Source organism: Novosphingobium sp. (assembly GCF_036733805.1).
Lineage (GTDB): Bacteria > Pseudomonadota > Alphaproteobacteria > Sphingomonadales > Sphingomonadaceae > Novosphingobium.
This window is the reverse complement of sequence record NZ_DAIMZT010000057.1, coordinates 1-21,062: the sequence shown is the minus strand read 5'-3', so window position 1 is coordinate 21,062 and position 21,062 is coordinate 1. Positions and strand designations below refer to the sequence as shown.

The window sequence follows — 21,062 nt, the reverse complement described above, 5'->3', positions numbered from 1 at the left end:
GGCAGCATCGCGCACGCTCATGCTGACGAGGCTGGCGGATAACGCGAACAGATTCTTCATCCGATGGTTCATTTCATGCAGGACGAGACGCTGCCACTCCTCGGCTCGTTTGCGCTCGGTTACGTCCCGTGCGATCGTGGAGGCGCCGATGACTGCGCCGTTTGCATCGCGCAAGGGCGAGATACTGAGTGAGATATCGACCAGACTCCCGTCCTTGCAGCGCCTTACCGTTTCATAGTGGCGGACATGCTCACCTCGGCGCAGCCGCGCCAGAATCGATGCCTCCTCATCCTGCCGATCATCCGGCAGCAGAATCGTGACGGGTTTTCCGATGATCTCAGGCGCACGATAGCCAAAGAGCCGTTCCGCTCCCCTGTTCCAGCTGGTGATAGTCCCTTCCAGATCCTTCGTAAGGATGGCATCGTCGGATGCTTCTATAATGGCAGCGAGACGTTGCGCCATTTCGTCCGCCGTTGCCCAAGCTAGTGAATGGCCGGACACCTCTGATTCGCAAAACCGCTTCACTTGCCATTACCTCTGCGATGGGATTTTTGCTCGATTCGCTGTCGCTTTTTCTGAACCAGAAGAATGTCTGCGGCCCGGCGGCACCACAACCACTGTGAGCATGATCGATGCGAAATTGAAATTTTTGACTCGCTCCGAAGCCGCAGAGTCAGGGCCACCGCGTTAGGTCAGCAGACTTATGGTAACAGATACACAATCTTGGAACAATTAGAGCAGAGCAGTGGCTGTCTCTGACGGGCTGAACCATCCCGCTTACAACGGCGACGTTGTGGGGGAGCCCAACAGTCCGAATCAAGGGTCATTTGTGGGCGAGACGACGACCTGGACAAGGTGCGTCCAGCTTGCCCGTGCCCTATGGCTCTGGGCCAATCCAAATCTTTTGCGTGCTACCTAGCAGGGCACATCCTGCGAAACTTCGCAGCCTAATGACCTATAACAACTTGAATTTACCAGAGAATTTGGTGGACACACTAGGGCTCGAACCTAGGTCCCGCTGATTAGGAGCGGCTTTTTCGTCCGTATGCGCCCACAAATATCCGCACGTATCCGAGTCAGCGACAGAATTCATCAGTGTACAGAATGCCAAGACGTGGCTTCGTTCTCGCGCAACCACGCCCCAACAAATTCTCTGGCCGGGAGGTAAAGGCTCAGGAGTCGACCTTTTCAACTTTGGTGACCGTTCCGGCCTTGCCGTCCCAGTCGATCTCGAAATTGACCTTGTCGCCGACCTTGATACCCGCGAGCAGTTCCGGCTTTATGGCAAAGCCCATCTTCATCGCTGGCCATTGAAGTTCCGCGATATCGCCGTGATCAAGCGTCACTATGCCCTTAGCCGCGTCGATCGCAGTCACAGTCCCGACGCCTTTGCCGTGCTTAATTTCCGTGGCCATCGGCATCTCGGACATGCTGCCAGTGTCGATTGCAGCACTCTCCACCGGTTTGGGTGCATCGGCTTCCTTGTTGCAGGCGGCAAGCGAAGCCACCAGCGCAAGGCTCGACGCAATCATGAGGGATTTCTTCACTTCACTTCTCCTTCGGGTTGAACATGGGATTGAAATTTGCGGCGCATCAGCAAATAGGCCGCCGGGATAATCAGCATCGAAAGCAAGGGTGCGGTTAGCATCCCGCCGACCATCGGGGCGGCGATCCGGCTCATCACTTCGGACCCGGTGCCCGCGCCGACCAGGATTGGGAAAAGCCCGGCCAGGATTACCGCTACTGTCATCGCCTTGGGCCGGACACGCAGCAGTGCTCCCTCGCGAACAGCGGCAGCGACATCGCCGTCCTGACGGTCATCGAGCGCGTGTTTCAAATAGATCAACATCACCACGCCGAACTCGGCGGCCACGCCAGCCAGAGCGATGAACCCCACGCCGCTCGCGACGGACTGGTTGTAGCCGAGTAGATAGAGCAGCCACAGCCCGCCGGTCAGCGCGAACGGCAATGTGCCCATGATGAGCAGGGCCTCGTCCCAGCGGCGAAAGGTGAGGTACAGCAGCGCGAAGATGATCGCGAGCGTGACTGGAACCACGATCTTCATCCGCTCGGTCGCGCGCACAAGGAACTCGAACTGGCCGGTGTAAGATACGCTGATGCCCGGCGGGAGTTTTACCTCGCGCGCGATTGCCGTCTGCATGTCCCCGACCAGAGTCTGGAGATCGCGCCCGCGCCCATCGACATAAATCCAGGTGACCGGCCTGCCGTTTTCGCTCCTGAGCATTGGCGGGCCATCGCTGATCCGTACATCGGCGACAGTGCCAAGCGTAATTTGCTGTCGCGAGGGTGTGAGCACCGGCAGATTGATGATGTCATCGAGACCGTCGCGCACTTCGCGGGGATAGCGCACGCTGATCGGATAGCGTGCCAGCCCCTCGACCGTCTGACCGATGCTCTCGCCGCCGATCGCGCCCGACACCACCGCCTGGACACCGGCGACATTGAGACCATAGCGCGCGGCGGCAGCGCGATTGATATCAACATCGATATAGCGCCCGCCGGTAAGCCGTTCAGCCAGCGCCGAGGCGACGCCCGGCACGGTCTTGACCACCTGCTCGATCCGCTTCGAGGTGCGATCAATCTCTGCAAGGTCGGAGCCCGCCACCTTGATCCCGACCGGGCTCTTGATGCCGGTGGCCAGCATGTCGATGCGATTGCGGATTGGCGGGATCCAGAAGTTGGCGAGGCCCGGCACCCTGACCCGCGCATCCAGTTCCTTGATCAGCTTTTCCTGCGTCATGCCGGGTCGCCACTCGGATTGCGGCTTGAACCGGATGGTCGTCTCGAACATTTCGAGCGGAGCGGGGTCGGTCGCGGTATCGGCGCGGCCAGCCTTGCCGAACACGCTCTCGACTTCGGGCACGGTCTTGATCAGCCGGTCGGTCTGCTGAAGCAGCATCGATGCCTTGGCCGCCGAAATGCCGGGAAGCGCCGAAGGCATGTAGAGCAAGTCGCCCTCATTCATCTGCGGCATGAACTCACCGCCAAGCCGCGTCATCGGCCACAGGCTGGTGGCGAAGATCAGGGCGGCGATCAGCAGTGCTTTCTTCGGCCGCTCGAGTACCCAGTCGAGCGCCGGGCGATAGGCGCGGGTCAGCCAGCGGTTGACCGGGTTGGCGTCTTCGGTGGGGATTTTCCCCCGGATCAACAGGCCCATCAGGACAGGTATCAACGTGATCGACAGCAAGGCCGCCGCCGCCATCGCATAGGTCTTGGTGAAGGCGAGCGGAGAGAACAGCCGTCCCTCTTGGCCCTGCAACGAGAAGATCGGGATGAACGAGAAGGTGATGATCAGCAGGCTGAGGAACAGCGCCGGGCCGACTTCGGCCGCGGCATCGGTTATGATGCGCCAGCGCGTCGGGTTATCCGGCTCGCTGCTGGGATGATCATGGTGCCAGCGTTCGAGGTGCTTGTGCGCATTCTCGATCATTACCACCGCCGCATCAACCATCGCGCCGACAGCGATGGCGATGCCGCCCAGCGACAGGATATTGGCGTTCAATCCCTGCACGCGCATGACGATGAAGGCGATCAATATGCCAAGTGGCAGCGTCAGGATCGCCACCAGTGCTGAGCGCGCGTGCCACAGGAACAGCGCACAGACGAGCGCAACGACGATAAACTCTTCGATCAGCTTGCTGGTCAGATTTTCCACCGCACGGTCGATCAGGCCGGAGCGGTCGTAAGTCGTGACAATCTCGACACCGGGCGGCAGGCTCTTCTTCAACTCGTCGAGTTTAGCCTTTACGCCCTCGATCACTTCGCGGGCATTCTTGCCCTGCCGCATGACAATGACACCGCCCGCGACCTCGCCCTCACCATTGAGTTCGGCGATCCCGCGGCGCATGTCGGGGCCGATCTGGACCGTCGCCACATCCCCCAGCATCACCGGAATGCCGCCCGCCGCCGTGCGGATCGGCACGACGCGGAAGTCATCAAGGGTCTTGAGGTAGCCGCTGGCCCGAACGGTATATTCGGCCTCGGCCATTTCGACCGTGGCGCCGCCGGTTTCCTGATTGGCGCGCTTCAAGGCATCGGCCACTTCCGTCGCCGTGACGCCATAGGCCGCTAGCCTCTGCGGATCGACCACGACCTGATACTGCCTGACCATGCCGCCGATGCTGGCGACTTCGGCAACGCCGGGAACAGCCTTCAACTCGTAGCGCAGGAACCAGTCCTGGATCGAGCGCAGCTGCGCCAGATCGTGCCGTCCGGTCTTGTCGACCAGGGCATATTCGTAAATCCAGCCCACGCCCGTCGCGTCCGGCCCAAGCGAGGCTTTGGCGCCTTCGGGCAGACGGCTCTGCACCTGGCTCAGATATTCGAGCACGCGGCTGCGTGCCCAGTAGAGATCGGTGCCGTCGTCGAACAGCACATAGACGAAGCTGTCGCCGGTGAACGAATAGCCGCGCACCACTCGTGCGCCGGGCACCGAGAGCATCGTCGAGGTGATCGGATAGGTGACTTGGTTCTCGACGATCTGCGGGGCCTGCCCTGGATAGGTCGTGCGGATGATGACCTGCACGTCTGAAAGATCGGGCAGCGCATCGACCGGGGTAGTCCTGACGGCGGCCACACCGATGATTGTCAGCACGAATGCGGCCGCCAGAACCAGCCCGCGCGCCGCGACCGAGGCGCGAATGATCCTGGCGATCATCGGCTGCCCTCCAGCGGCCGCACGGCGATGCCGGTAAGGCTTGCTTCGGAATCGAGTAGGAACTGGCCCGACGCGACGACCTTCTCGCCAGCGCCAAGTCCGGCAAGCACCTCGGTCTTGCCGCTGCCTTCACGGCCCGTCCGGACTTCCGCGGGATGATAGCGGCCATCGTCCATTGCCAGCATGACGATGGTGCGCCTGCCGGTGCGGATAACCGCTTCGCTAGGCACCAGTAGCGCAGGCTTTGCGTCCCCGCCCAGCGCAACCTGAGCGAACATGCCTGGGCGCAGACGGCCGCCCCGATTGGCAAGCTCGATACGCACGGTGAGCGTGCGGCTGTCGGTCTGCGTGGTCGGCAGAATCGCGATCACCCACCCACCAAACCTCTCACCCGGAAAGGCGGTGAGTGCCGCTGTCGCGTTTTGCCCGACCCTGACGCTCCCGGCCTGCGCTTCGGGAACGGCGGCGTTCAGCCAGACCGTGCCGACGCCAGTGACTTGCGCGAGTGTCTGCCCCTGCGCCAGGGTCACACCTTGCCGGGCATCAAGCGACTGGATCACGCCCGCGATCGGCGATGTGATCGTCACCGTGCCGTTGGTGCGACCTGTCCGCTCGACCTGCGCGATCAGGCTGTCGGACATGCCCATCAGCCGCAATCGCTGCCGCGCGGCTGCCAATAGCTCGGGCCTTCCGAGCCGTTTGACGCTCAGGAACTCGGTTTGAGCGGCGCCCCATTCGGGCAGTTGCACATCGGCGATGGGTGCACCCGCGCCAATCACATCGCCGGGCGCGCGGCCATAGACGCGAGAGACGAACCCGCCAGAACGGGCCTGGACGATCGCCACATCGCGCTGGTTGAAGTCGATGCTGCCAGTCGCATTGAGCGTGGTGGAGAGGTTGCCCATCTCGGCCGCGACAACCCGGATGCCGAGATTCTGCATCGCCGCCGGGTCGATGCTGACCCCCTGTGCAGCCGCGCCGCCTGCCCCTTCGTCGGCATATTTGGGGAGAAGCTGCATATCCATGAAAGGCGACTTGCCGGGCTTATCGAACTTCTGGTTCGGAAACATCGGATCGTAATAGTAGAGCACCTTGCGCGCACCATCGCTCGCCGTCGTTGGTATCGCTTCGCCATTCCCCCGCTGTCCGAGCCAATAGCCGCCGCCGCCAGCAATCAGCACCGCTGCAAGAATTCCCGCGCGCCAGCGCGCTGCCGTCGAAACGTCCATGTTCATGGCCGCATCTCCCCATAGGTAAAATTGATCCGGATCGCGTCGCGTGCGACATCGGCCTCGCGCGCCAGGGCATCGACTTCGGCCTCGGCGAGAGCGAGCGTCGAGAGCAGCGCGCTGCCGAGGTCGAGCTTGCCCGCCGCATAACTCGCCATGTCGAGCTCGGCCCGGCGCTTGGCGAGCGGCACCAGGGTATTGCGCGCATTCATCAGTCGCTGGTGATGCATTGCATGGTCGGCAAGGTCGCCATCGAGCGCGGCCGTGAATTCGCGTTCCCCGGCCGTTCGCAACAGTCGCGCCCGTTCTGCTTCGCTCGCTCGCGCGGCGATCATGGGATCCTGCCGGCGTTTGGCGAACAGCGGCAGATCGATGCTGACGCCAACCGATACCATGTCGCCATAGGCGGGATCGCGGCGACCATAGGAGGTGCTGACGCGCCAATCGGGCCGCTTGTCGGCGCGGGCAAGTTCGGTTTCCGCATCCGCCGCGCTTACGCCGGCGTCGAGTGCCTGCAGGCCTGGAAGCGAAGCCAGCCCTGCCACCAGCTGGGTACGATCGACATCAAGGATAGGCGGATCGCCCGAAACGTCGGCCTGGGGATTGCCGGTAAAGCGCGCCAGCCTGGCCTGTGCCTTGGCGACATCGGCCGTGAGTTCGCTGTGGCGGTCATTGACGGCAGCGCGCAACTGGTCGGGTTCGAGCGCCGCGCTGGGGCGCGCCGAACCGGAAGCCAGTCTTGCCGAGACCGTCGCCTGGAGATCGCCGAGACTCTGGTCCAGAACCTGCAACTGTGCGAGCCGCCGCCTGGCATAATAGAGATCCACCCATGCGAGCGCGGTCTCGAGGCGGATATTCTGCGCCTCGACCGCAAGGCCAGCTTCGGCTACGCCGATGCCCGCCCGGGCGCGAGTCCGCTCAGCGCGGCGTTTTGCCGGATTGGGAAAGGCCTGCTCCACACCGATGCGCGCCATCGTCATGCTCTCGCGGGTGAAGCTGAAGGCGGGCGGACCCGAAACGGGGAAATTGTCGAGACCGACGGACAGTGTCGGGTCGGGTAGCCGTCCCGACGCAATCTCGGCAGAACGTGCGGCAGCGACACCCGACGCGCTCGCCCGGAGCGATGGCGCTTCGTTTGCGGCACGCTGGAGCGCGGCGCCGAACGTCAGCGGCTCGGCCAGAGCTGCGCTTGGAACGACCCCAACCGAAAGGGTCGCGAGAGCCGCCACGGCAGTGGCTGGCGCAATAATCATCTTCATGTGAAGCATCCCTGGTTGAACTTTGCGATGGCGCACGGCGAACCCGGGGGTTCGTCACGCGCGCCAAGCGTTCAGCCAAGGCGTGCGGGTGGTTCTGGTTCGGGACCCGTCTCACGCCCGACAAGCGGGGCGACAGGTGCCTGCAGAGGCGTAGCAGCGCGGAATTGCTGCACCAGATCGAAAGCGAGCGGCGGAATCAACGCCATGGGCACCGCGCAGCCCATCTTGGCGATGCAGTCGGGCGTCATACCCTGACATGGCTGCTTCTCAGGCTGAGGCTGCGGCTTCGTGAGCCCCATCATCTCCGCGCAATCCGCGTTCATCTGCGCGGCCGTCGCCATCTGCTCGGCCTTCTCGACCGGCATGACGTGCGCAAAGGCAGCCTCCTGGCCCAAGAGACCAAGTAATGCCCCCAGGAGCAGGGCCAAGGAAAGCCAGCGCTTCACTCTTTTTCTTTCGGCTTGCATTTTGCCACTGTCAATTCTCGGGCTGGATGTTGCCGGGTTTCAGCAAGTCCGGCAAGGATCGGACAGTCAGGCCGGGCATCACCGCTACACCCTTCGGCCAGATCAAGCAGGGTGCGCCGCATGGCTTCGAGCGCTGCTGCTTTCCGGGCAAGATCCTCTGCATGACCAAGGGCTATGGCCTTGACCTCGCTGCTGGCCCTTTCGCGGTCGTCCCAAAGGCCCAGAAGAGCCGATATTTCATCGACGGGGAACCCGAGGTCGCGGGCATTGGCGATGAAGCGCAGGCGTTCGACAGAGCGTGGGGGATAGTCCCGATAGCCGTTGTCGCGCCGGTCCGGCGGCGGCATCAGTCCGATACCCTCGTAGTGGCGGATCATCCGTTGCGACACGCCCGTCGACTTTGATACCTGTCCGATGTTCATAGACGTTGCTCGCCTGATCGCCGGTGCTGGCCATGATGATGGCCGCGGTGAAAGAAGTGCAGCAACGGACAGGCGAACAGGAAGGCGTAGGGTATCAGGCCGAACAGGTGCTGCCGATGCTCCGGATAGAACAGGTAGGCCGCGATAATGCCTGTCGATACCGCCGCGAGCAACCGGGGCCGTCTGCTGCAAAGGTTCATAGCGCGATCATCCTCAGGCGCAGCGAATTGCCGATGACGCTGACCGACGAAAGGGCCATCGCCGCCGCGGCGATGATGGGCGAGAGCATGAGGCCGAACAGAGGGTAGAGCGCGCCCGCAGCCACCGGGATACCCGCGACGTTGTAGGCAAAGGCGAAGAACAGGTTCTGCCGGATGTTCGCCATAGTCGCATGGCTCAGGTGGCGAGCGTTGGCGATGCCTGTGAGTTCGCCTTTTAGCAGCGTAATACCCGCGCTCTCGATCGCGACATCGGTGCCCGATCCCATGGCGATGCCGACGTCGGCGGCGGCCAGTGCGGGGGCATCGTTTACGCCGTCGCCAGCCATGGCGACGATCCGGCCTTGTTCCCTCAGGCGCTTGACTATCTCGCTCTTCTGGTCGGGCAAGACATCGGTCTCGATGTCCGTAATGCCCAGCCTGCGGGCGATGGCTTCGGCCGTGACGCGATTATCGCCGGTCAGCATGATGACATGGATGCCCGCCTCGGCGAGCGCTAGAAGCGCGGCGGGCGTCGTCTCCTTGACCGGATCGGCGATGCCGATTGCGCCCGCGACTTTACCATCAACGCCGAGGAATATCGCGGTCGCCCCTTCGCCCCGCAGGCGGTCGGCTCGCTCGGCCAGTGGCATGATCGAGATGCCTTGTTCATCGAGAAAACGGGCATTGCCAGCGTGAAGCCGATGACCATCGATAATGCCGGTGATGCCTTTGCCGACGGGCTGATCGACGTCGCCCGGTTCGCTGATCGCGAGGCCTCTTGCTTCGGCTTCCCTGATGATCGCGAGGGCCAGGGGGTGTTCGCTGCTGCGTTCGAGGCTTGCGGCAAGACGCAGAACTTCGTCGTTGTCGAAGCCGTCAGCGGTTTCGATGGCCACCACCGCGGGCTTGCCTTCGGTAAGCGTGCCGGTCTTGTCGACGACAAGCGTATCGACCTTTTCCATGCGCTCCAGCGCCTCGGCGTTCTTGATGAGGATGCCTGCCTGCGCCCCGCGACCGACGCCGACCATGATCGACATCGGGGTGGCGAGCCCAAGCGCGCAGGGGCAGGCGATGATCAGCACCGCCACCGCTGCAATCAGGCCATAGCCCATCGCCGGAGGCGGGCCGACGAGCGACCAGACTATGAAGGCCAGCACCGCGACCGCGATCACTGCCGGCACGAACCAGGCGGACACCGTATCGGCAAGCCGCTGGATCGGCGCGCGGCTGCGCTGGGCTTCAGCGACCATCTGGACGATGCGTGCCAGCATGGTGTCGCGCCCGATCTTCTCGGCGCGCATCACGAGGCCGCCGGTCTGGTTGATCGTGCCGCCGATCAGCTTTGACGCTGCCTCCTTGGTGACGGGCATGGACTCGCCAGTGACCATCGATTCATCGACCGTGCCGCGACCTTCCAGCACCACGCCATCGACCGGTACCTTTTCGCCGGGGCGGACACGCAGCGTGTCGCCGACCAGCACCTGGTCGAGGGTGATTTCCTCATCCGATCCATCGGTACGGACCCGCCGGGCCAGCTTGGGAGAGAGATCGAGCAAGGCACGGATCGCGCCGCTGGTCGTCTCGCGGGCGCGCAGTTCGAGCAATTGGCCGAGCAGGACCAGCACGGTTATCACCGCTGCCGCCTCGAAGTAGGCGGGAACGGCACCGTGCGCCGTGCGGAACGCCGCCGGGAATACATCCGGCAGCAACGCAGCCACCATGCTGTAGCCCCAGGCAACGCCCGTTCCCATCGCAATCAGCGTGAACATGTTGAGGTGGCGGCTCTTCACCGAGGCCCAGCCTCGCTCGAAGAACGGCCAGCCCGCCCACAGCACGACCGGCGTCGCGAGCGCCATTTGCAGCCAGTTCGATATCTGCTGGCCGATCAGACGATTGAGCCCGAGAAGGTGCCCGCCCATTTCGAGCGCGACCACTGGCAGGGTTAGGGCTAGGCCGATCACTAAGCGGCGCTTCATATCGGCATATTCGGGAGAAGGACCGTCGCTGAGCGTCGGGGTCATCGGCTCCAGCGCCATGCCGCAGATGGGGCAACTTCCCGGACCCGGCCGCTGGACCTCGGGATGCATCGGGCAGGTCCAGATGGCGTCTTCGGGCACCGGCTCTGTCCGCAGCGGTGTGCCGCCCGCATAGCGCGCCGGGTCGGCGTTGAAACTGGCGAGACAGCCCGCGCTGCAGAAGTAGTGATGCGCGCCGGCGTGGGTGGCGACATGCGGCGTTGTCACGGGATCGACGCTCATTCCGCAAACGGGGTCGGTGGTAATTCCCAGTGCCGAAGTTCCGCGATGGGCGCAGAGAGTATGATCGTGATGCGACTCAGCCATGCCAGTTGCTCCTTCAGTCGCAACTTCATGAACCTTGACATCATGTCAGGGTCAAGGGCATTCATTCCTTTTTCCGGGCGCACTGAGCAGCGTTGTCCGGTTCGGCGTGCTCATGTCACCCGCGACCTGGCCCCCAAAGGATCAATCCAGCCCCGGCAAGGCAGATCAGCCCGCCCAGTATGTCCCAGCGATCGGGCGCCACACCCTCGATGACCTTGAGCCAGACCAGCGAGGCGACGATGTAGATGCCGCCATAAGCGGCAAAAGCTCGCCCGGCGGCTTCCGCTTCTACCCTGGTCAGGGCATAGGCAAAGACGATCAGTGACAGGACGCCGGCGCCCAGCCATGACGGCGATCGATCGAGCCGAAGGACTGCCCAGAAGGCAAAACAACCGGCGATTTCCGCGATGGCCGCCAGAACGTACCACACAATTGTTGCATGAGGGGCCGTCACAGCCGGATATCCCATCGGGCGAGTAGCGCCGCCATGCCGACGTAGAGGGCGATGGTGAGGACACAGCCTGCCGCGAGTGCGGGCCAGAACGCGAAGCCGCGTTTGAGCAGAGCCGGAATCAGCAGGAACATCGGCAGGCTCGGAAGAACGTACCAGAATGTGGCTTGCGAATAGCTGGCCATGCGCGCGGTGTCGCCGGTGTCTCGCCAGAGCCAGATCATGCTGAGCAACGCGACAAGGGGGAGCGATGCCAGCAATGCGCCAAGTCCAGCACTGCGGCGCGCCACTTCAGAAACCACGACAATGATTACGGCCGAGATCGCGGTTTTGATGACCAGATAGATCATTCGTGGTCTCCGTTGCACATGGTGTGATCCCCCAAGGCCTCGATCACGCGGCAATCGGCGGCAAGTCCGCCCCGGCAGCGACCGATAATGCGCGATAGTTCGTCGCGCAGGGTAACGAGCTGGTCGATCTTCTCTTCGACTTGCGTCAGATGCCGGGTGGCGATCCGGTCGGCCTCGGAGCACTCGCGCTCGGGATGGTCGGCCAGATCGAGCAGCGAGCGCACTTCCTCGATGGTGAAGCCAAGCTCACGTGAATGACGGACGAAGGCGAGCCGCGTGCGATGCGCTTCGCCATAGGAACGATAGTTGCCCGCGGTCCGCGCCGGTTCGGGCAGCAAACCGATCCGCTCGTAATATCGGATCGTTTCGATGTTGGTGCCGGTCGCCCTCGACAGCTCGCCGATTTTCATCGCTTGACCCTGTAGTTGCTACAGGGTGCATATAGAGGGCCGACTCGAACGAACCAAGGAGTTTCGGCCATGGCGGACAGTTGCTGCGCCAGTTCCTGCAGTGACGACACCGCGCAAAGTGATCCTGCGTGGCGAAGGGCACTGTGGATCGCGCTCGTCGTCAATGGCGTGATGTTTTTCGTCGAGATCATCGCGGGCGCTGCATCGGGATCCCGATCGCTCCAGGCTGACGCGCTCGATTTTCTGGGCGATTCGGCAAACTATGCGATCAGTCTCGGCGTCGCCGGCATGGCGCTTGTCTGGAGGGCACGGACCGCACTGGTCAAAGGGCTGACCATTCTGGCCTTTGCGCTCGGTGTGATGGTCTCGGCGGTCTGGGGCATTGTCGCCGGAACTCAGCCCGATCCCTGGGCGATGACAAGCGTCGGCGCGCTCGCACTGGCGACGAACATTACGGTGGCGCTCATGCTCTATAGATTCCGGTCGGGTGACGCCAACATGCGCTCGGTCTGGGTCTGCTCGCGCAACGATGCGATCAACAACCTGCTTGTGATCGGCGCGGGTTTCGTAGTGCTGTGGACCGGCAGCGGCCTCCCCGACCTCGTCGTTGCGCTCATCATGGCGCTTCTCGGACTTCAGGGTGGATGGCAGGTCGTTCGGCAAGCCCGATATGAACTTGCGGCGAGCGGGGCACCGGCATGACGCAGCTCGAAACCGCATATCGGGCGGAGATCGAGGCCTTCCGGCAGGCGAGGGCTGACCAGGATGCTGCGGACGCGTGGCACTATCTGGAACGCGCGCATATCCTGTCTCAGCAGGTCCTGCGGCTCCACCTCCATGCCCATGCGGTCATGCTGACCTTTGCCATATCCCGGCGCGAATGGCGCGAAGCGCGCGGACAAGTTCTGCGTCTGGTGCTTGCACCTTTCGGCGCGCTGCTGGGCGGCATTCCGCTTGGGAACACAGGCCGAGCATCGGTCAGCGCCTTCGTGCCGATGCCCATACCGGAAGAGCTTCGGCATGTTCTGGGCCAGGAACAGCGCAAGTGATGCGTTTGCTGCGGCTCTATTGCTCTGCTAGGTGGGCACAATGAGGGGCATTGTTCTCCAGTTCCTGATTTTGTTCTCGGTGCTTTGCGCCGGTCTTCATGCGCCTGCCGCGGCCCATGGGGACCATGATGATCATGGTCAGGCCACAGTTCTTGTGGCTGATGCGCATCATGCTGACGCCCACGAAGATTTCTCCGACGATTCTTCGTCGGATCCGTCGCAGGAGATCTTCCATCATCACCACTGCCCTGCAGCGATGATGGTCGAATGCGGACACACTGCTGACGGACCCAGTGCGAGCCGTGACATGCTCCGCCCCGGCGAGGCCACTGCTCTCGTCTCGCGGGCTTCGGCACCACCGATTGAACCCCCGCTAGCCTGAAACCTGCCACTTTGGCGGGCGTCTTTTTTCGCCCGCAATTGCCAAGCGTTTCAGGAGTCACCCCATGTCATTGACATTGCGCGCCGGCCTTTTGGCCGGATTGGCGCTGGCCTTGCCCATAGCGGCAAGCGCGGAACCCGTAAGTCTGGACGAGGCCGTCCGCCGCGCCATGGCGGCCTCCCCCGCGATCCAGGCCCAGGAGGCAGGCATCCGTTCTGCGAGGGCGGGCCGCAGCCAGGCCAATGTTCGTCCCAATCCCGTCCTGTCGGTCGAGGCCGAGAACATCGCGGGCACCGGCGCCTATGACGTCTATCGGCAGGCCGAGACGACAGTCACTTACGCGCAGACCATCGAACGCGGCGGCAAGCGCGATGCGCGTATCGCCTATGCCGAGCGCGACATCGGTGTAGCCGAGGCATCGGCGCGCCTTGTCCGGCTCGATCTTGCCGAAGCGGTGCAACGCACATTCATCGACCTGCAGATCGCCGAGGAAGTTGTCTGGCTTGCAGAACGGCGTCTCGAAACCGAGCGCACCATGCAGACCGAGGCCCTGCGCCGGGTACGCGGCTACAAGGATCCGCTCTTTGTCGAAACCCGCGCCGAAGCCCGCGTAGCCCAGGCACGGCTTGCGCTCGACGAGGCCCGGTCCCGCCGCAATGCCGCCCGCGCGAGGCTGGCCTCGTTCTGGGGTGGCAAGGCGGAAGACGTCGAGGTGCCGCGCGGGATCGAGAAGCCGGACGATCACGTTCATCAGTTGGCCGAGGCCGACGCCGCGCTCGCATCCGCCGCGGTGGAACGGGCGCAGGCGGCGGTCGTGGTCGAACAGACGCGCGGCGTTCAGGACTACACGGTGAGCGGCGGCGTGCGGCATCTGCGCGAGACGGGCGATGTCGCGCTGGTGGCCGGAATATCGATTCCCCTCGGCCGTTTCGACCGCAACCGGGGCAACATCGAACGCGCGCAGGCCGAACGGCAGCGGATCGAACTGCAGGCCGAGGCGGCGCGCCTGGACCGTCTGCGCCAGTTGACCTCGCTCAGGGCCGAGGCGGATGCCGCCCGGATGCGTGCCGACGGGATCATGCAGGATGTCTATCCCAAGGCGGTCCGCACGCTCCAGCAGGTCCGCGAAGGCTACAATCGCGGCGGTTTCCGCTTCAGCGACGTGCAGGACGCTGCCGACGCCATCACGGAAGTTCAATCGCAGTGGGTCGAAGCAATGACCCGCTACCGCGACATCCTGTCCCAGATCGACCGGTTGACCGGACGCTTCGACGTCGTCGCCGGGGAGGAAGTACAATGAGGAATATCCGTTTTACCGCAGCCATCGCGGCACTCGCTCTTGCCCTCCCGCTTGCCGCCTGTGGTTCCGATCCGGCTCCCGCAGAACACGGTGAGGAAGGGGCCGAAGCCGAGAAAGGCCCCAACGGCGGGCGTCTCCTCAAGGATGGCGATTTTGCCGTTGAGGTCACTGTGTTTGAAACCGGGCAGGAGCCGCAGTTCAGGGTCTATGCTACGCGCGGCGGCGAACCGGTCGATCCGGGGGCCCTGCAACTGGCCATGACGCTCCGGCGACTGGGGGGCGAGGTCAACACCTTTGCCTTCAAGCCCGAAGGCAAGTTCCTTGCCGGGCAGGGCGTGGTCGAGGAACCCCACAGCTTCGACGTCGAGGTGGTCGCGGTCGAGAACGGCAAGCGCCACGTCTGGAAATACGCCAGTCCCGAAGGCCGCACGCATATTACGGCCGAGGCGGCCAAGGCTGGCGGTATCGAGACAATGACCGCAGGTCCGGCGACGATCGGCGAGACGCGCGAACTGTTCGGCACCGTCGCACTCGACCCATCTGCCCGCTCGGAAATCCGTGGTCAGTTTCCGGGCCGCGTGGTCAGCGTGACCAAGGCCGTGGGCGACTATGTCCAGCGGGGGCAGTTGCTGGCGCGCATCGAGTCGAGCGAGAGCCTACAAGTCTATCCGGTCTATGCCACCGTCAGCGGCGTGGTCGCCGAGCGCAATGGCAACCCCGGCGATGTGACCGGCGATCGCGCGCTCTATGTCATCACCGACCCCGCCCGGACCTCGGTCGTCTTCAACATCTTCCCCAAGGATCTGGCGGTGATCCAGCCCGGCATGCGGGTGGAGATCGAAGCCATGGACGGCACGCCCGTCGCGGCCAGCCAGCTCGGCGGCTACCTGCCCGAAGGTAATGCCGAGGCCGGAACCGCGCTGGTCCGTACCTCGGTCCCCAATCAGGCGGGCCGGCTCCGCGCCGGCATGGCGCTGCGCGGCAAGGTTGTTGTGAACGCTGTCACCGTGCCGCTGGCCGTGCGGACCGAAGCCATCCAGCCGTTCCGCGACTTCAAGGTCGTCTTTGCCAACTTCGGTCAGGACTACGAAGTTCGCATGCTCGAGCTGGGGCGCTCCTCGCCCGAGTGGACCGAAGTGCTTAGCGGCATCAAGCCGGGCACGCCATATGCCACCAAGGGCTCCTTCCTCATTCGCGCCGACATCGAGAAGTCGGGCGCGAGCCACGACCATTGAGCGGGAGGCGATAGACCATGCTTGCCCGCATCATCGGCTTTTCGATCCGTCAGCGCTGGTTCGTCCTGGCGGTCGTCTCCCTCTTATGTGCCATCGGCGTGTGGAGCGCGACGAAGCTGCCCATCGATGCCGTGCCCGACATCACCAATGTCCAGGTCCAGATCAACACCGAGGCCGAAGGCTATTCCCCGCTCGAATCCGAACAGCGCATCACCTTTCCCATCGAGACGGCTATCGCCGGTGTTCCCGGACTTACCTACACGCGCTCGATCTCGCGCTATGGCCTGAGCCAGGTCACGGTCGTGTTCGAGGACGGCACCGACACCTATTTTGCCCGCCAGCAGGTCAACGAGCGGCTGCAGGCGGTGAGGTCACAGCTGCCGGCTGGTATCGAACCCCAGATGGGGCCGATCGCCACCGGGCTCGGCGAGATCTTCATGTTTGCGATCGAGCCGAAACCGGGCGCGACCAAACCCGATGGCAGTCACTGGACGGCAACCGATCTCAGGACTTTGTCCGATTGGGTGGTGCGGCCGCAGATGCGCACCATTCCCGGCGTAGCCGAAGTCAACACCATCGGCGGCTACGAACGGCAGTACCATGTCACGCCCAACCCGGCACAGCTGGCGGCGCTCAATCTGTCGCTGAACGACCTCGTCGAGGCGCTGGAACGCAACAACGCCAATCGCGGCGCAGGCTATGTCGAGCGCGGCGGTGAGCAGATACTGATCCGCGTGCCCGGGCAGGCCGCCAATGAAGCGGACCTCTCGCAGATCATCGTTGCGACCCGAGGCGGCGTGCCGATCCGCGTGGGCGACGTCGCCGAAGTCGTGATCGGCTCCGAACTGCGCACCGGTGCCGCGACCGAAAATGCCAAGGAGATCGTGCTCGGAACGATCTTCATGCGCACTGGTGAGAACCCCCGGATTGTTGCTCAGGCTGCCGCGGAGAAGCTCAAGCAGGCGACCGCCTCGCTGCCCGCAGGGGTGATCGCGCATCCGCTCTATGATCGCACCGATCTGGTCGATCGCACGATCAGGACTGTACAAGAGAACCTCGCGGAGGGCGCGCTGCTGGTTATTGTCGTGCTGTTCCTGCTGCTCGGCAATATCCGGGCGGCGCTGATCACGGCGGCGGTGATCCCGGTTGCCATGCTCATGACGCTAACCGGTATGCTGGCGACCCGAACCTCAGCCAATCTGATGAGCCTGGGCGCACTCGATTTCGGGCTGATCGTCGATGGTGCGGTCATCATCGTCGAGAACTGCCTCAGAAGACTTGGCGAGGCTCAGCATCGGATGGGCCGCCTGCTCGATCGCGATGAGAGGTTTGGCCTCGTTGCCAAGGCGAGCGCCGAAGTCATCCGGCCCTCGATCTTCGGCATCGTCATCATCACCGCGGTGTATCTGCCGATCTTCGCGCTTGAAGGCATCGAGGGCAAAACCTTCCATCCCATGGCGATCACTGTCGTGCTGGCCCTGACGGCGGCACTGATCCTGTCGCTCACTCTTGTGCCTGCTGCCGTTGCCCTCTTCGTCACCGGCAAGGTGGAGGAAAAGGAGAACCGCGTCATGCGCTGGATGAGCGAGCGGTACGCGCCGCTCCTCGACAAGGCTTTGGCTCGCCCGAAGCTCGCAGTTGGCATCGCCGTCCTGCTGGTCGCGGTGAGCGGTGCGGGCGCGACACGGCTTGGGTCGGAGTTCATTCCCAATCTCGACGAGGGCGACATCGCGATGCATGCGCTGCGTATTCCGGGCACCAGCCTGAGCCAGGCGGTCCAGATGCAGGAGACACTGGAGAAGCGCATCCGGCAATTCCCCGAGGTGGAGCGCGTCTTTGCGAAGATCGGTACTGCCGATGTCGCGACTGACCCGATGCCGCCCTCGGTTGCGGACAATTTCATCATGCTTAAGGACAGGAACCAATGGCCCGATCCGCGCAAGTCGCGTGACCAACTTGTGGCCGAACTGAACAAGGCGGTGTCGGAGATTCCCGGCAACAACTACGAGTTCACGCAGCCGGTGCAGATGCGCATGAACGAGTTGATCGCGGGCGTGCGCGCCGATGTGGCGATCAAGCTGTTCGGCGACGATCTCGAGCAGCTGCTCAAGAGCGGCGATGCCATCAACGACGTGGCGGCGTCCATCCCTGGGGCTGAGGACGTGAAGCTTGAGCAGGTCACGGGCCTGCCGATGCTCTCGGTCACTCCCCGCCGTGACATGCTCGCACGCTACGGCATCAGCATGGCCGAGGTTCAGGATGCCGTGGCCACGGCAACCGGCGGCCGCAAGGCCGGCGAGGTGTTCGAAGGCGACCGGCGCTTTGCCGTCGTCGTGCGGCTGCCCGAAACATTGCGAACCAACCTGCCGGCACTCGGCAATCTGCCCGTTCGGCTTGCAGCCAGCGGGACGGTGCCCCTGTCGCAACTGGCTGACATCTCACTCTCGGCCGGACCCAACCAGATCAGCCGTGAAAACGGTAAGCGGCGCGCCGTGATTACGGCCAACGTGCGCGGCCGGGACCTGGGATCTTTCATCACGGAACTGCGTGAGAAGGTCGATGCCGAAGTCGAACTGCCAACCGGCTATTATGTTGAATACGGCGGCACATTCGAACAGCTCCAGTCGGCCAAGACGCGCCTGCAGATCGTCGTGCCGCTTGTGCTGCTATTGATCTTCGGGCTGCTCTTTACCCTGTTCGGATCCACAAAGGACGCGGCTATCGTCTTCTCGGGCGTACCGCTCGCATTGACCGGCGGGGTGGCAGCCCTGGCATTGCGCAGTATCCCGATGTCGATTTCCGCAGGGATCGGGTTCATCGCATTGTCGGGCGTTGCCGTGCTCAACGGTGTCGTCATGCTGTCCTTCATACGCGACCTGCGCGACCGTGGATCGGGAGCGCTGGAGGCGGTGCGCGAGGGCGCCCTGACACGGCTGCGACCGGTGATGATGACGGCTCTCGTGGCATCGCTTGGCTTCGTGCCGATGGCGCTGAACGTCGGTGCCGGTTCCGAAGTGCAGCGCCCGCTCGCGACGGTCGTGATCGGCGGGATCATTTCCTCGACGATCCTGACACTGCTGATCCTGCCGGCACTCTACATGCTGGTACATCGGCGGGAGGAAGAAGAGTCGACGGAAGCGAGCGGAGCACTCGCTTAATGCGCACCTTGCGCAGTTGGGCTTAGCGGCTTGGATCGGGAACGGTGCCTGTATGCTACCTCCGGGCACTGCCTTCCGATTCGGCCCATGCGCGCGGCAAGGTCGCCCTGGGATAAGCTACGTCATTGGTGACTGATGGAAGCCGGCGATAGAATGGCCGGCCGAGGCAGTGTCAGGCGCCTGCTACCTAGGGAGCTACCTAGACAGCATTGCTTCATAAAATGGAGCAACAGATCGTCTTATAAGTTATTGAATTTTATGGGGAAAGTGGTGGACGCACTAGGGCTCGAACCTAGGACCCGCTGATTAAGAGTCAGCGGGTCCTTGCGACTTTTGGCGGATGTGAGGTCTCAGATCGGCCTAAGCTTTCTCAGTGAAGCTCGCGTTGAAAATAGCCCAAAACTAGCTCAGCGGGGCCGGGCCTGTTCATACGGCTTAGATAATTGTCCATATACGGACAGTAAGATTGACAAAATCCAGCATCTCGTCCATATATGGACAATGTTTGAAACGCCTCTGGAGCTGGCTCAAGCGATCGGCGCCCATATTCGTGTGCGCCGGCTAGGTTTCGGCTGGGGGCAAGCCGAGGCCGCAGATCGGGCAGGCGTATCCTATCGCACCTGGCGCCGCATGGAAACCGAAGGCAAAGCGTCGATCGATGATCTGGTCCGCGCCGCGATCGCACTGCGGTGTGAGCAGGATTTGAAAACCCTCTTTCCCGAGCCGGCAGCCACCAGCATGGATGCGCTCCTCGAGCGCCAGCAGAGAGAGAGCGGAAACATGTCCAAGCGAGCTCGATCGGTACGGCGCTCTACATGAAACTCGCCCCCGGTGCACCGTTGCAAATCGGGCTATGGCCTAATGAGTCCGGGGCGGTGCAGCCTATCGGTCGATTGGCGATGGTGAAGGGGCGTGCGCAGCTCGAATGGTCGCGGGAGATCGTCGCGAGCGAGCGCCGGATCGCTCCCGCCCTCTATCCATCCGAGCCCGGTCTGCACGAGGCGCGCACGCGCGACTTCGATGGTCTCCACGGATTTCTCGCCGACAGCCTTCCCGAGGGATGGGGTGCCCTGCTGATGAAACGGCGGTTGGCCAAGCTTGATGTCCGCTGGGCCGATCTGAGCGGCGTCGATCGTCTCGCCCTTGTCGGTCGTCAGGGTCGCGGGGCACTTGTCTATGAGCCTGCAACAACACCCGCGGAAGACGTGCAAACGCTCGACCTCGATGAACTTGCCGCTGAGGCCCGCTCGATCCTGGTGGGCGACGAGGCTAGGCTGGCTGATACGCTCGCCACGCTCGCAGGCGCTTCGGGCGGTGCGCGACCCAAAATCCATATCGGCTTCTCGCCAGCCGGGCAGATTTGCCTGGCAGAAGGAGAACTCGCCGCAGGGTTCGAGAGCTGGATCGTCAAATTCCGGGCACTGACGGATCCTGTCGATATCGGACCCGTCGAGGAAGCCTATGCCCGCATGGCACGGGCCGCTGGCATCACCATGGCGCCCTCACGCCTGCTGCCGGCCAAGGATGGTCCCGGCTATTTCGCCACGCGGCGCTTCGATCGGCCCGAGCCAGGGCACCGCCTGCACATGGTCTCGCTAGCCGGCGCTGTTGAAGCGCCGTCGCACATGCCCAGTATCGACTATGACGGCTATCTTCGGGCGGTGCATGGCATCACTCGACACGCAGGGGATCTGGAGCAGGCGTTCCTACGCATGTTGTTCAACATCCTCGCGTACAACCGGGACGACCATAGCCGCCAGCATGCCTTTTTGCTTGATGCCAACGATCAGTGGCGTCTCGCACCCGCCTATGATCTGACCTTCTCAAGCGGTCCTGGCGGAGAGCATTACTTGGCCGTGGAAGGTGAGGGACGTACGCCGACGCGCGCCCATGTCCTGCGGCTCGCCAAGCGCCATGGTCTTTCCGAAGGTCAGGTGTCGCAAATGGTCGATGCTATCCGTGCCAGCATCGCCGATTGGCCGCGACATGCGGAAGAATTGGAGATCGGAGCTTCGCGCGATGAAATCGGCGAGCGCCTTGTTCATATCGGCAAGCTTTTCGGCTAACGCCGATGCTCTATACCTGCAACTTTTCGGGTTATGCAAAGCTTCCGGAAGTCATCTCCGCCGT

20 protein-coding genes and 1 tRNA gene are annotated in these 21,062 nt (G+C 63.3%); 7 read left to right on the top strand and 14 right to left on the bottom strand.

Going from position 1 to position 21,062, the window contains the following annotated elements:
* From V7D69_RS12655 to V7D69_RS12595, 13 genes are all read right to left on the bottom strand, one after another.
* Window positions 1–462 (bottom strand): PAS domain-containing protein (locus V7D69_RS12655; protein WP_333605965.1); only part of this gene is annotated, 462 nt, incomplete at its 3' end.
* 522 nt (window positions 463–984) lie between these two features.
* Window positions 985–1,053 (bottom strand) — tRNA-OTHER (locus tag V7D69_RS12650).
* Between the two features lie 119 nt (window positions 1,054–1,172).
* On the bottom strand, window positions 1,173–1,547 hold the full coding sequence (locus V7D69_RS12645) for a copper-binding protein (protein WP_333605964.1): 375 nt from the start codon (window positions 1,545–1,547) through the stop codon (window positions 1,173–1,175).
* Complete coding sequence (locus V7D69_RS12640) at window positions 1,544–4,678, bottom strand: efflux RND transporter permease subunit (protein ID WP_333605963.1); 3,135 nt, start codon at window positions 4,676–4,678, stop codon at window positions 1,544–1,546. The genes V7D69_RS12645 and V7D69_RS12640 overlap by 4 nt, the downstream gene beginning before the upstream one ends.
* Window positions 4,675–5,913 (bottom strand): efflux RND transporter periplasmic adaptor subunit, encoded by a 1,239-nt coding sequence (locus V7D69_RS12635; protein ID WP_333605962.1) that lies wholly within the window; start codon window positions 5,911–5,913, stop codon window positions 4,675–4,677. The genes V7D69_RS12640 and V7D69_RS12635 overlap by 4 nt, the downstream gene beginning before the upstream one ends.
* Window positions 5,910–7,160 carry a TolC family protein gene (locus V7D69_RS12630; protein ID WP_333605966.1) on the bottom strand — a complete coding sequence of 417 codons (1,251 nt, stop codon included), beginning with the start codon at window positions 7,158–7,160 and terminating at the stop codon, window positions 5,910–5,912. The genes V7D69_RS12635 and V7D69_RS12630 overlap by 4 nt, the downstream gene beginning before the upstream one ends.
* A 77-nt stretch (window positions 7,161–7,237) precedes the next feature.
* Complete coding sequence (locus tag V7D69_RS12625) at window positions 7,238–7,612, bottom strand: hypothetical protein (RefSeq protein ID WP_333605961.1); 375 nt, start codon at window positions 7,610–7,612, stop codon at window positions 7,238–7,240.
* The gene (gene cueR, locus V7D69_RS12620) at window positions 7,609–8,055 is read right to left on the bottom strand and encodes a Cu(I)-responsive transcriptional regulator (protein ID WP_333605960.1); all 447 of its coding nucleotides are present in this window, start codon (window positions 8,053–8,055) and stop codon (window positions 7,609–7,611) included. The genes V7D69_RS12625 and cueR overlap by 4 nt, the downstream gene beginning before the upstream one ends.
* The gene (locus V7D69_RS12615) at window positions 8,052–8,255 is read right to left on the bottom strand and encodes a DUF2933 domain-containing protein (RefSeq protein WP_333605959.1); all 204 of its coding nucleotides are present in this window, start codon (window positions 8,253–8,255) and stop codon (window positions 8,052–8,054) included. The genes cueR and V7D69_RS12615 overlap by 4 nt, the downstream gene beginning before the upstream one ends.
* Window positions 8,252–10,597: a heavy metal translocating P-type ATPase gene (locus tag V7D69_RS12610; protein WP_333605958.1), complete on the bottom strand. Its 2,346-nt coding sequence runs from the start codon at window positions 10,595–10,597 to the stop codon at window positions 8,252–8,254. The genes V7D69_RS12615 and V7D69_RS12610 overlap by 4 nt, the downstream gene beginning before the upstream one ends.
* Before the next feature lie 115 nt (window positions 10,598–10,712).
* Window positions 10,713–11,051, bottom strand: a complete 339-nt coding sequence (locus V7D69_RS12605) for a YnfA family protein (RefSeq protein ID WP_333605957.1) — start codon at window positions 11,049–11,051, stop codon at window positions 10,713–10,715.
* Entirely contained in the window at window positions 11,048–11,398 is a 351-nt protein-coding gene (locus V7D69_RS12600) for a DUF3147 family protein (protein ID WP_333605956.1), read from the bottom strand. The genes V7D69_RS12605 and V7D69_RS12600 overlap by 4 nt, the downstream gene beginning before the upstream one ends.
* The gene (locus tag V7D69_RS12595) at window positions 11,395–11,808 is read right to left on the bottom strand and encodes a MerR family transcriptional regulator (RefSeq protein ID WP_333605955.1); all 414 of its coding nucleotides are present in this window, start codon (window positions 11,806–11,808) and stop codon (window positions 11,395–11,397) included. The genes V7D69_RS12600 and V7D69_RS12595 overlap by 4 nt, the downstream gene beginning before the upstream one ends.
* A gap of 69 nt (window positions 11,809–11,877) precedes the next feature.
* Here V7D69_RS12595 and V7D69_RS12590 point away from each other — a divergent pair, with 69 nt between their 5' ends.
* Window positions 11,878–12,510 carry a cation transporter gene (locus V7D69_RS12590; protein WP_333605954.1) on the top strand — a complete coding sequence of 211 codons (633 nt, stop codon included), beginning with the start codon at window positions 11,878–11,880 and terminating at the stop codon, window positions 12,508–12,510.
* Window positions 12,507–12,857, top strand: coding sequence for a DUF3703 domain-containing protein (locus tag V7D69_RS12585; RefSeq protein ID WP_333605953.1), 351 nt, complete (start codon window positions 12,507–12,509; stop codon window positions 12,855–12,857). The genes V7D69_RS12590 and V7D69_RS12585 overlap by 4 nt, the downstream gene beginning before the upstream one ends.
* Before the next feature lie 16 nt (window positions 12,858–12,873).
* Here the strand turns inward: V7D69_RS12585 and V7D69_RS12580 are convergent, their stop codons facing one another.
* Window positions 12,874–13,095 carry a hypothetical protein gene (locus V7D69_RS12580; RefSeq protein WP_333605952.1) on the bottom strand — a complete coding sequence of 74 codons (222 nt, stop codon included), beginning with the start codon at window positions 13,093–13,095 and terminating at the stop codon, window positions 12,874–12,876.
* Between the two features lie 208 nt (window positions 13,096–13,303).
* On the opposite strand from V7D69_RS12580, the gene V7D69_RS12575 reads away from it, so the two are divergent.
* The 5 genes from V7D69_RS12575 to V7D69_RS12555 all read left to right on the top strand — a co-directional run bounded on the left by V7D69_RS12575 (window position 13,304) and on the right by V7D69_RS12555 (window position 20,998).
* Entirely contained in the window at window positions 13,304–14,539 is a 1,236-nt protein-coding gene (locus V7D69_RS12575; protein ID WP_333605951.1) for a TolC family protein, read from the top strand.
* Window positions 14,536–15,774, top strand: a complete 1,239-nt coding sequence (locus tag V7D69_RS12570; protein WP_333605950.1) for an efflux RND transporter periplasmic adaptor subunit — start codon at window positions 14,536–14,538, stop codon at window positions 15,772–15,774. The genes V7D69_RS12575 and V7D69_RS12570 overlap by 4 nt, the downstream gene beginning before the upstream one ends.
* Before the next feature lie 17 nt (window positions 15,775–15,791).
* Window positions 15,792–18,932 (top strand): efflux RND transporter permease subunit, encoded by a 3,141-nt coding sequence (locus tag V7D69_RS12565; protein WP_333605949.1) that lies wholly within the window; start codon window positions 15,792–15,794, stop codon window positions 18,930–18,932.
* Window positions 18,933–19,433: 501 nt separating this feature from the next.
* A complete protein-coding gene (locus V7D69_RS12560; RefSeq protein ID WP_333605948.1) occupies window positions 19,434–19,751 on the top strand; it encodes a helix-turn-helix domain-containing protein in 318 nt (105 codons plus the stop codon).
* Window positions 19,748–20,998: a type II toxin-antitoxin system HipA family toxin gene (locus V7D69_RS12555; protein ID WP_333605947.1), complete on the top strand. Its 1,251-nt coding sequence runs from the start codon at window positions 19,748–19,750 to the stop codon at window positions 20,996–20,998. The genes V7D69_RS12560 and V7D69_RS12555 overlap by 4 nt, the downstream gene beginning before the upstream one ends.
* The last annotated feature ends 64 nt before the right edge of the window (window positions 20,999–21,062 follow it).

Excerpts from the sequence above, each read along its gene's own strand:
- V7D69_RS12640 (WP_333605963.1), bottom strand. The coding sequence starts at position 4,678 with ATGATCGCCAGGATCATTCGCGCCTCGGTCGCGGCGCGCGGGCTGGTT.
- V7D69_RS12635 (WP_333605962.1), bottom strand. The coding sequence starts at position 5,913 with ATGAACATGGACGTTTCGACGGCAGCGCGCTGGCGCGCGGGAATTCTT.
- V7D69_RS12630 (WP_333605966.1), bottom strand. The coding sequence starts at position 7,160 with ATGATTATTGCGCCAGCCACTGCCGTGGCGGCTCTCGCGACCCTTTCG.
- cueR (WP_333605960.1), bottom strand. The coding sequence starts at position 8,055 with ATGAACATCGGACAGGTATCAAAGTCGACGGGCGTGTCGCAACGGATG.
- V7D69_RS12615 (WP_333605959.1), bottom strand. The coding sequence starts at position 8,255 with ATGAACCTTTGCAGCAGACGGCCCCGGTTGCTCGCGGCGGTATCGACA.
- V7D69_RS12610 (WP_333605958.1), bottom strand. The coding sequence starts at position 10,597 with ATGGCTGAGTCGCATCACGATCATACTCTCTGCGCCCATCGCGGAACT.
- V7D69_RS12600 (WP_333605956.1), bottom strand. The coding sequence starts at position 11,398 with ATGATCTATCTGGTCATCAAAACCGCGATCTCGGCCGTAATCATTGTC.
- V7D69_RS12595 (WP_333605955.1), bottom strand. The coding sequence starts at position 11,808 with ATGAAAATCGGCGAGCTGTCGAGGGCGACCGGCACCAACATCGAAACG.
- V7D69_RS12590 (WP_333605954.1), top strand. The coding sequence starts at position 11,878 with ATGGCGGACAGTTGCTGCGCCAGTTCCTGCAGTGACGACACCGCGCAA.
- V7D69_RS12585 (WP_333605953.1), top strand. The coding sequence starts at position 12,507 with ATGACGCAGCTCGAAACCGCATATCGGGCGGAGATCGAGGCCTTCCGG.
- V7D69_RS12580 (WP_333605952.1), bottom strand. The coding sequence starts at position 13,095 with ATGATGGAAGATCTCCTGCGACGGATCCGACGAAGAATCGTCGGAGAA.
- V7D69_RS12575 (WP_333605951.1), top strand. The coding sequence starts at position 13,304 with ATGTCATTGACATTGCGCGCCGGCCTTTTGGCCGGATTGGCGCTGGCC.
- V7D69_RS12570 (WP_333605950.1), top strand. The coding sequence starts at position 14,536 with ATGAGGAATATCCGTTTTACCGCAGCCATCGCGGCACTCGCTCTTGCC.
- V7D69_RS12565 (WP_333605949.1), top strand. The coding sequence starts at position 15,792 with ATGCTTGCCCGCATCATCGGCTTTTCGATCCGTCAGCGCTGGTTCGTC.
- V7D69_RS12560 (WP_333605948.1), top strand. The coding sequence starts at position 19,434 with ATGTTTGAAACGCCTCTGGAGCTGGCTCAAGCGATCGGCGCCCATATT.
- V7D69_RS12555 (WP_333605947.1), top strand. The coding sequence starts at position 19,748 with ATGAAACTCGCCCCCGGTGCACCGTTGCAAATCGGGCTATGGCCTAAT.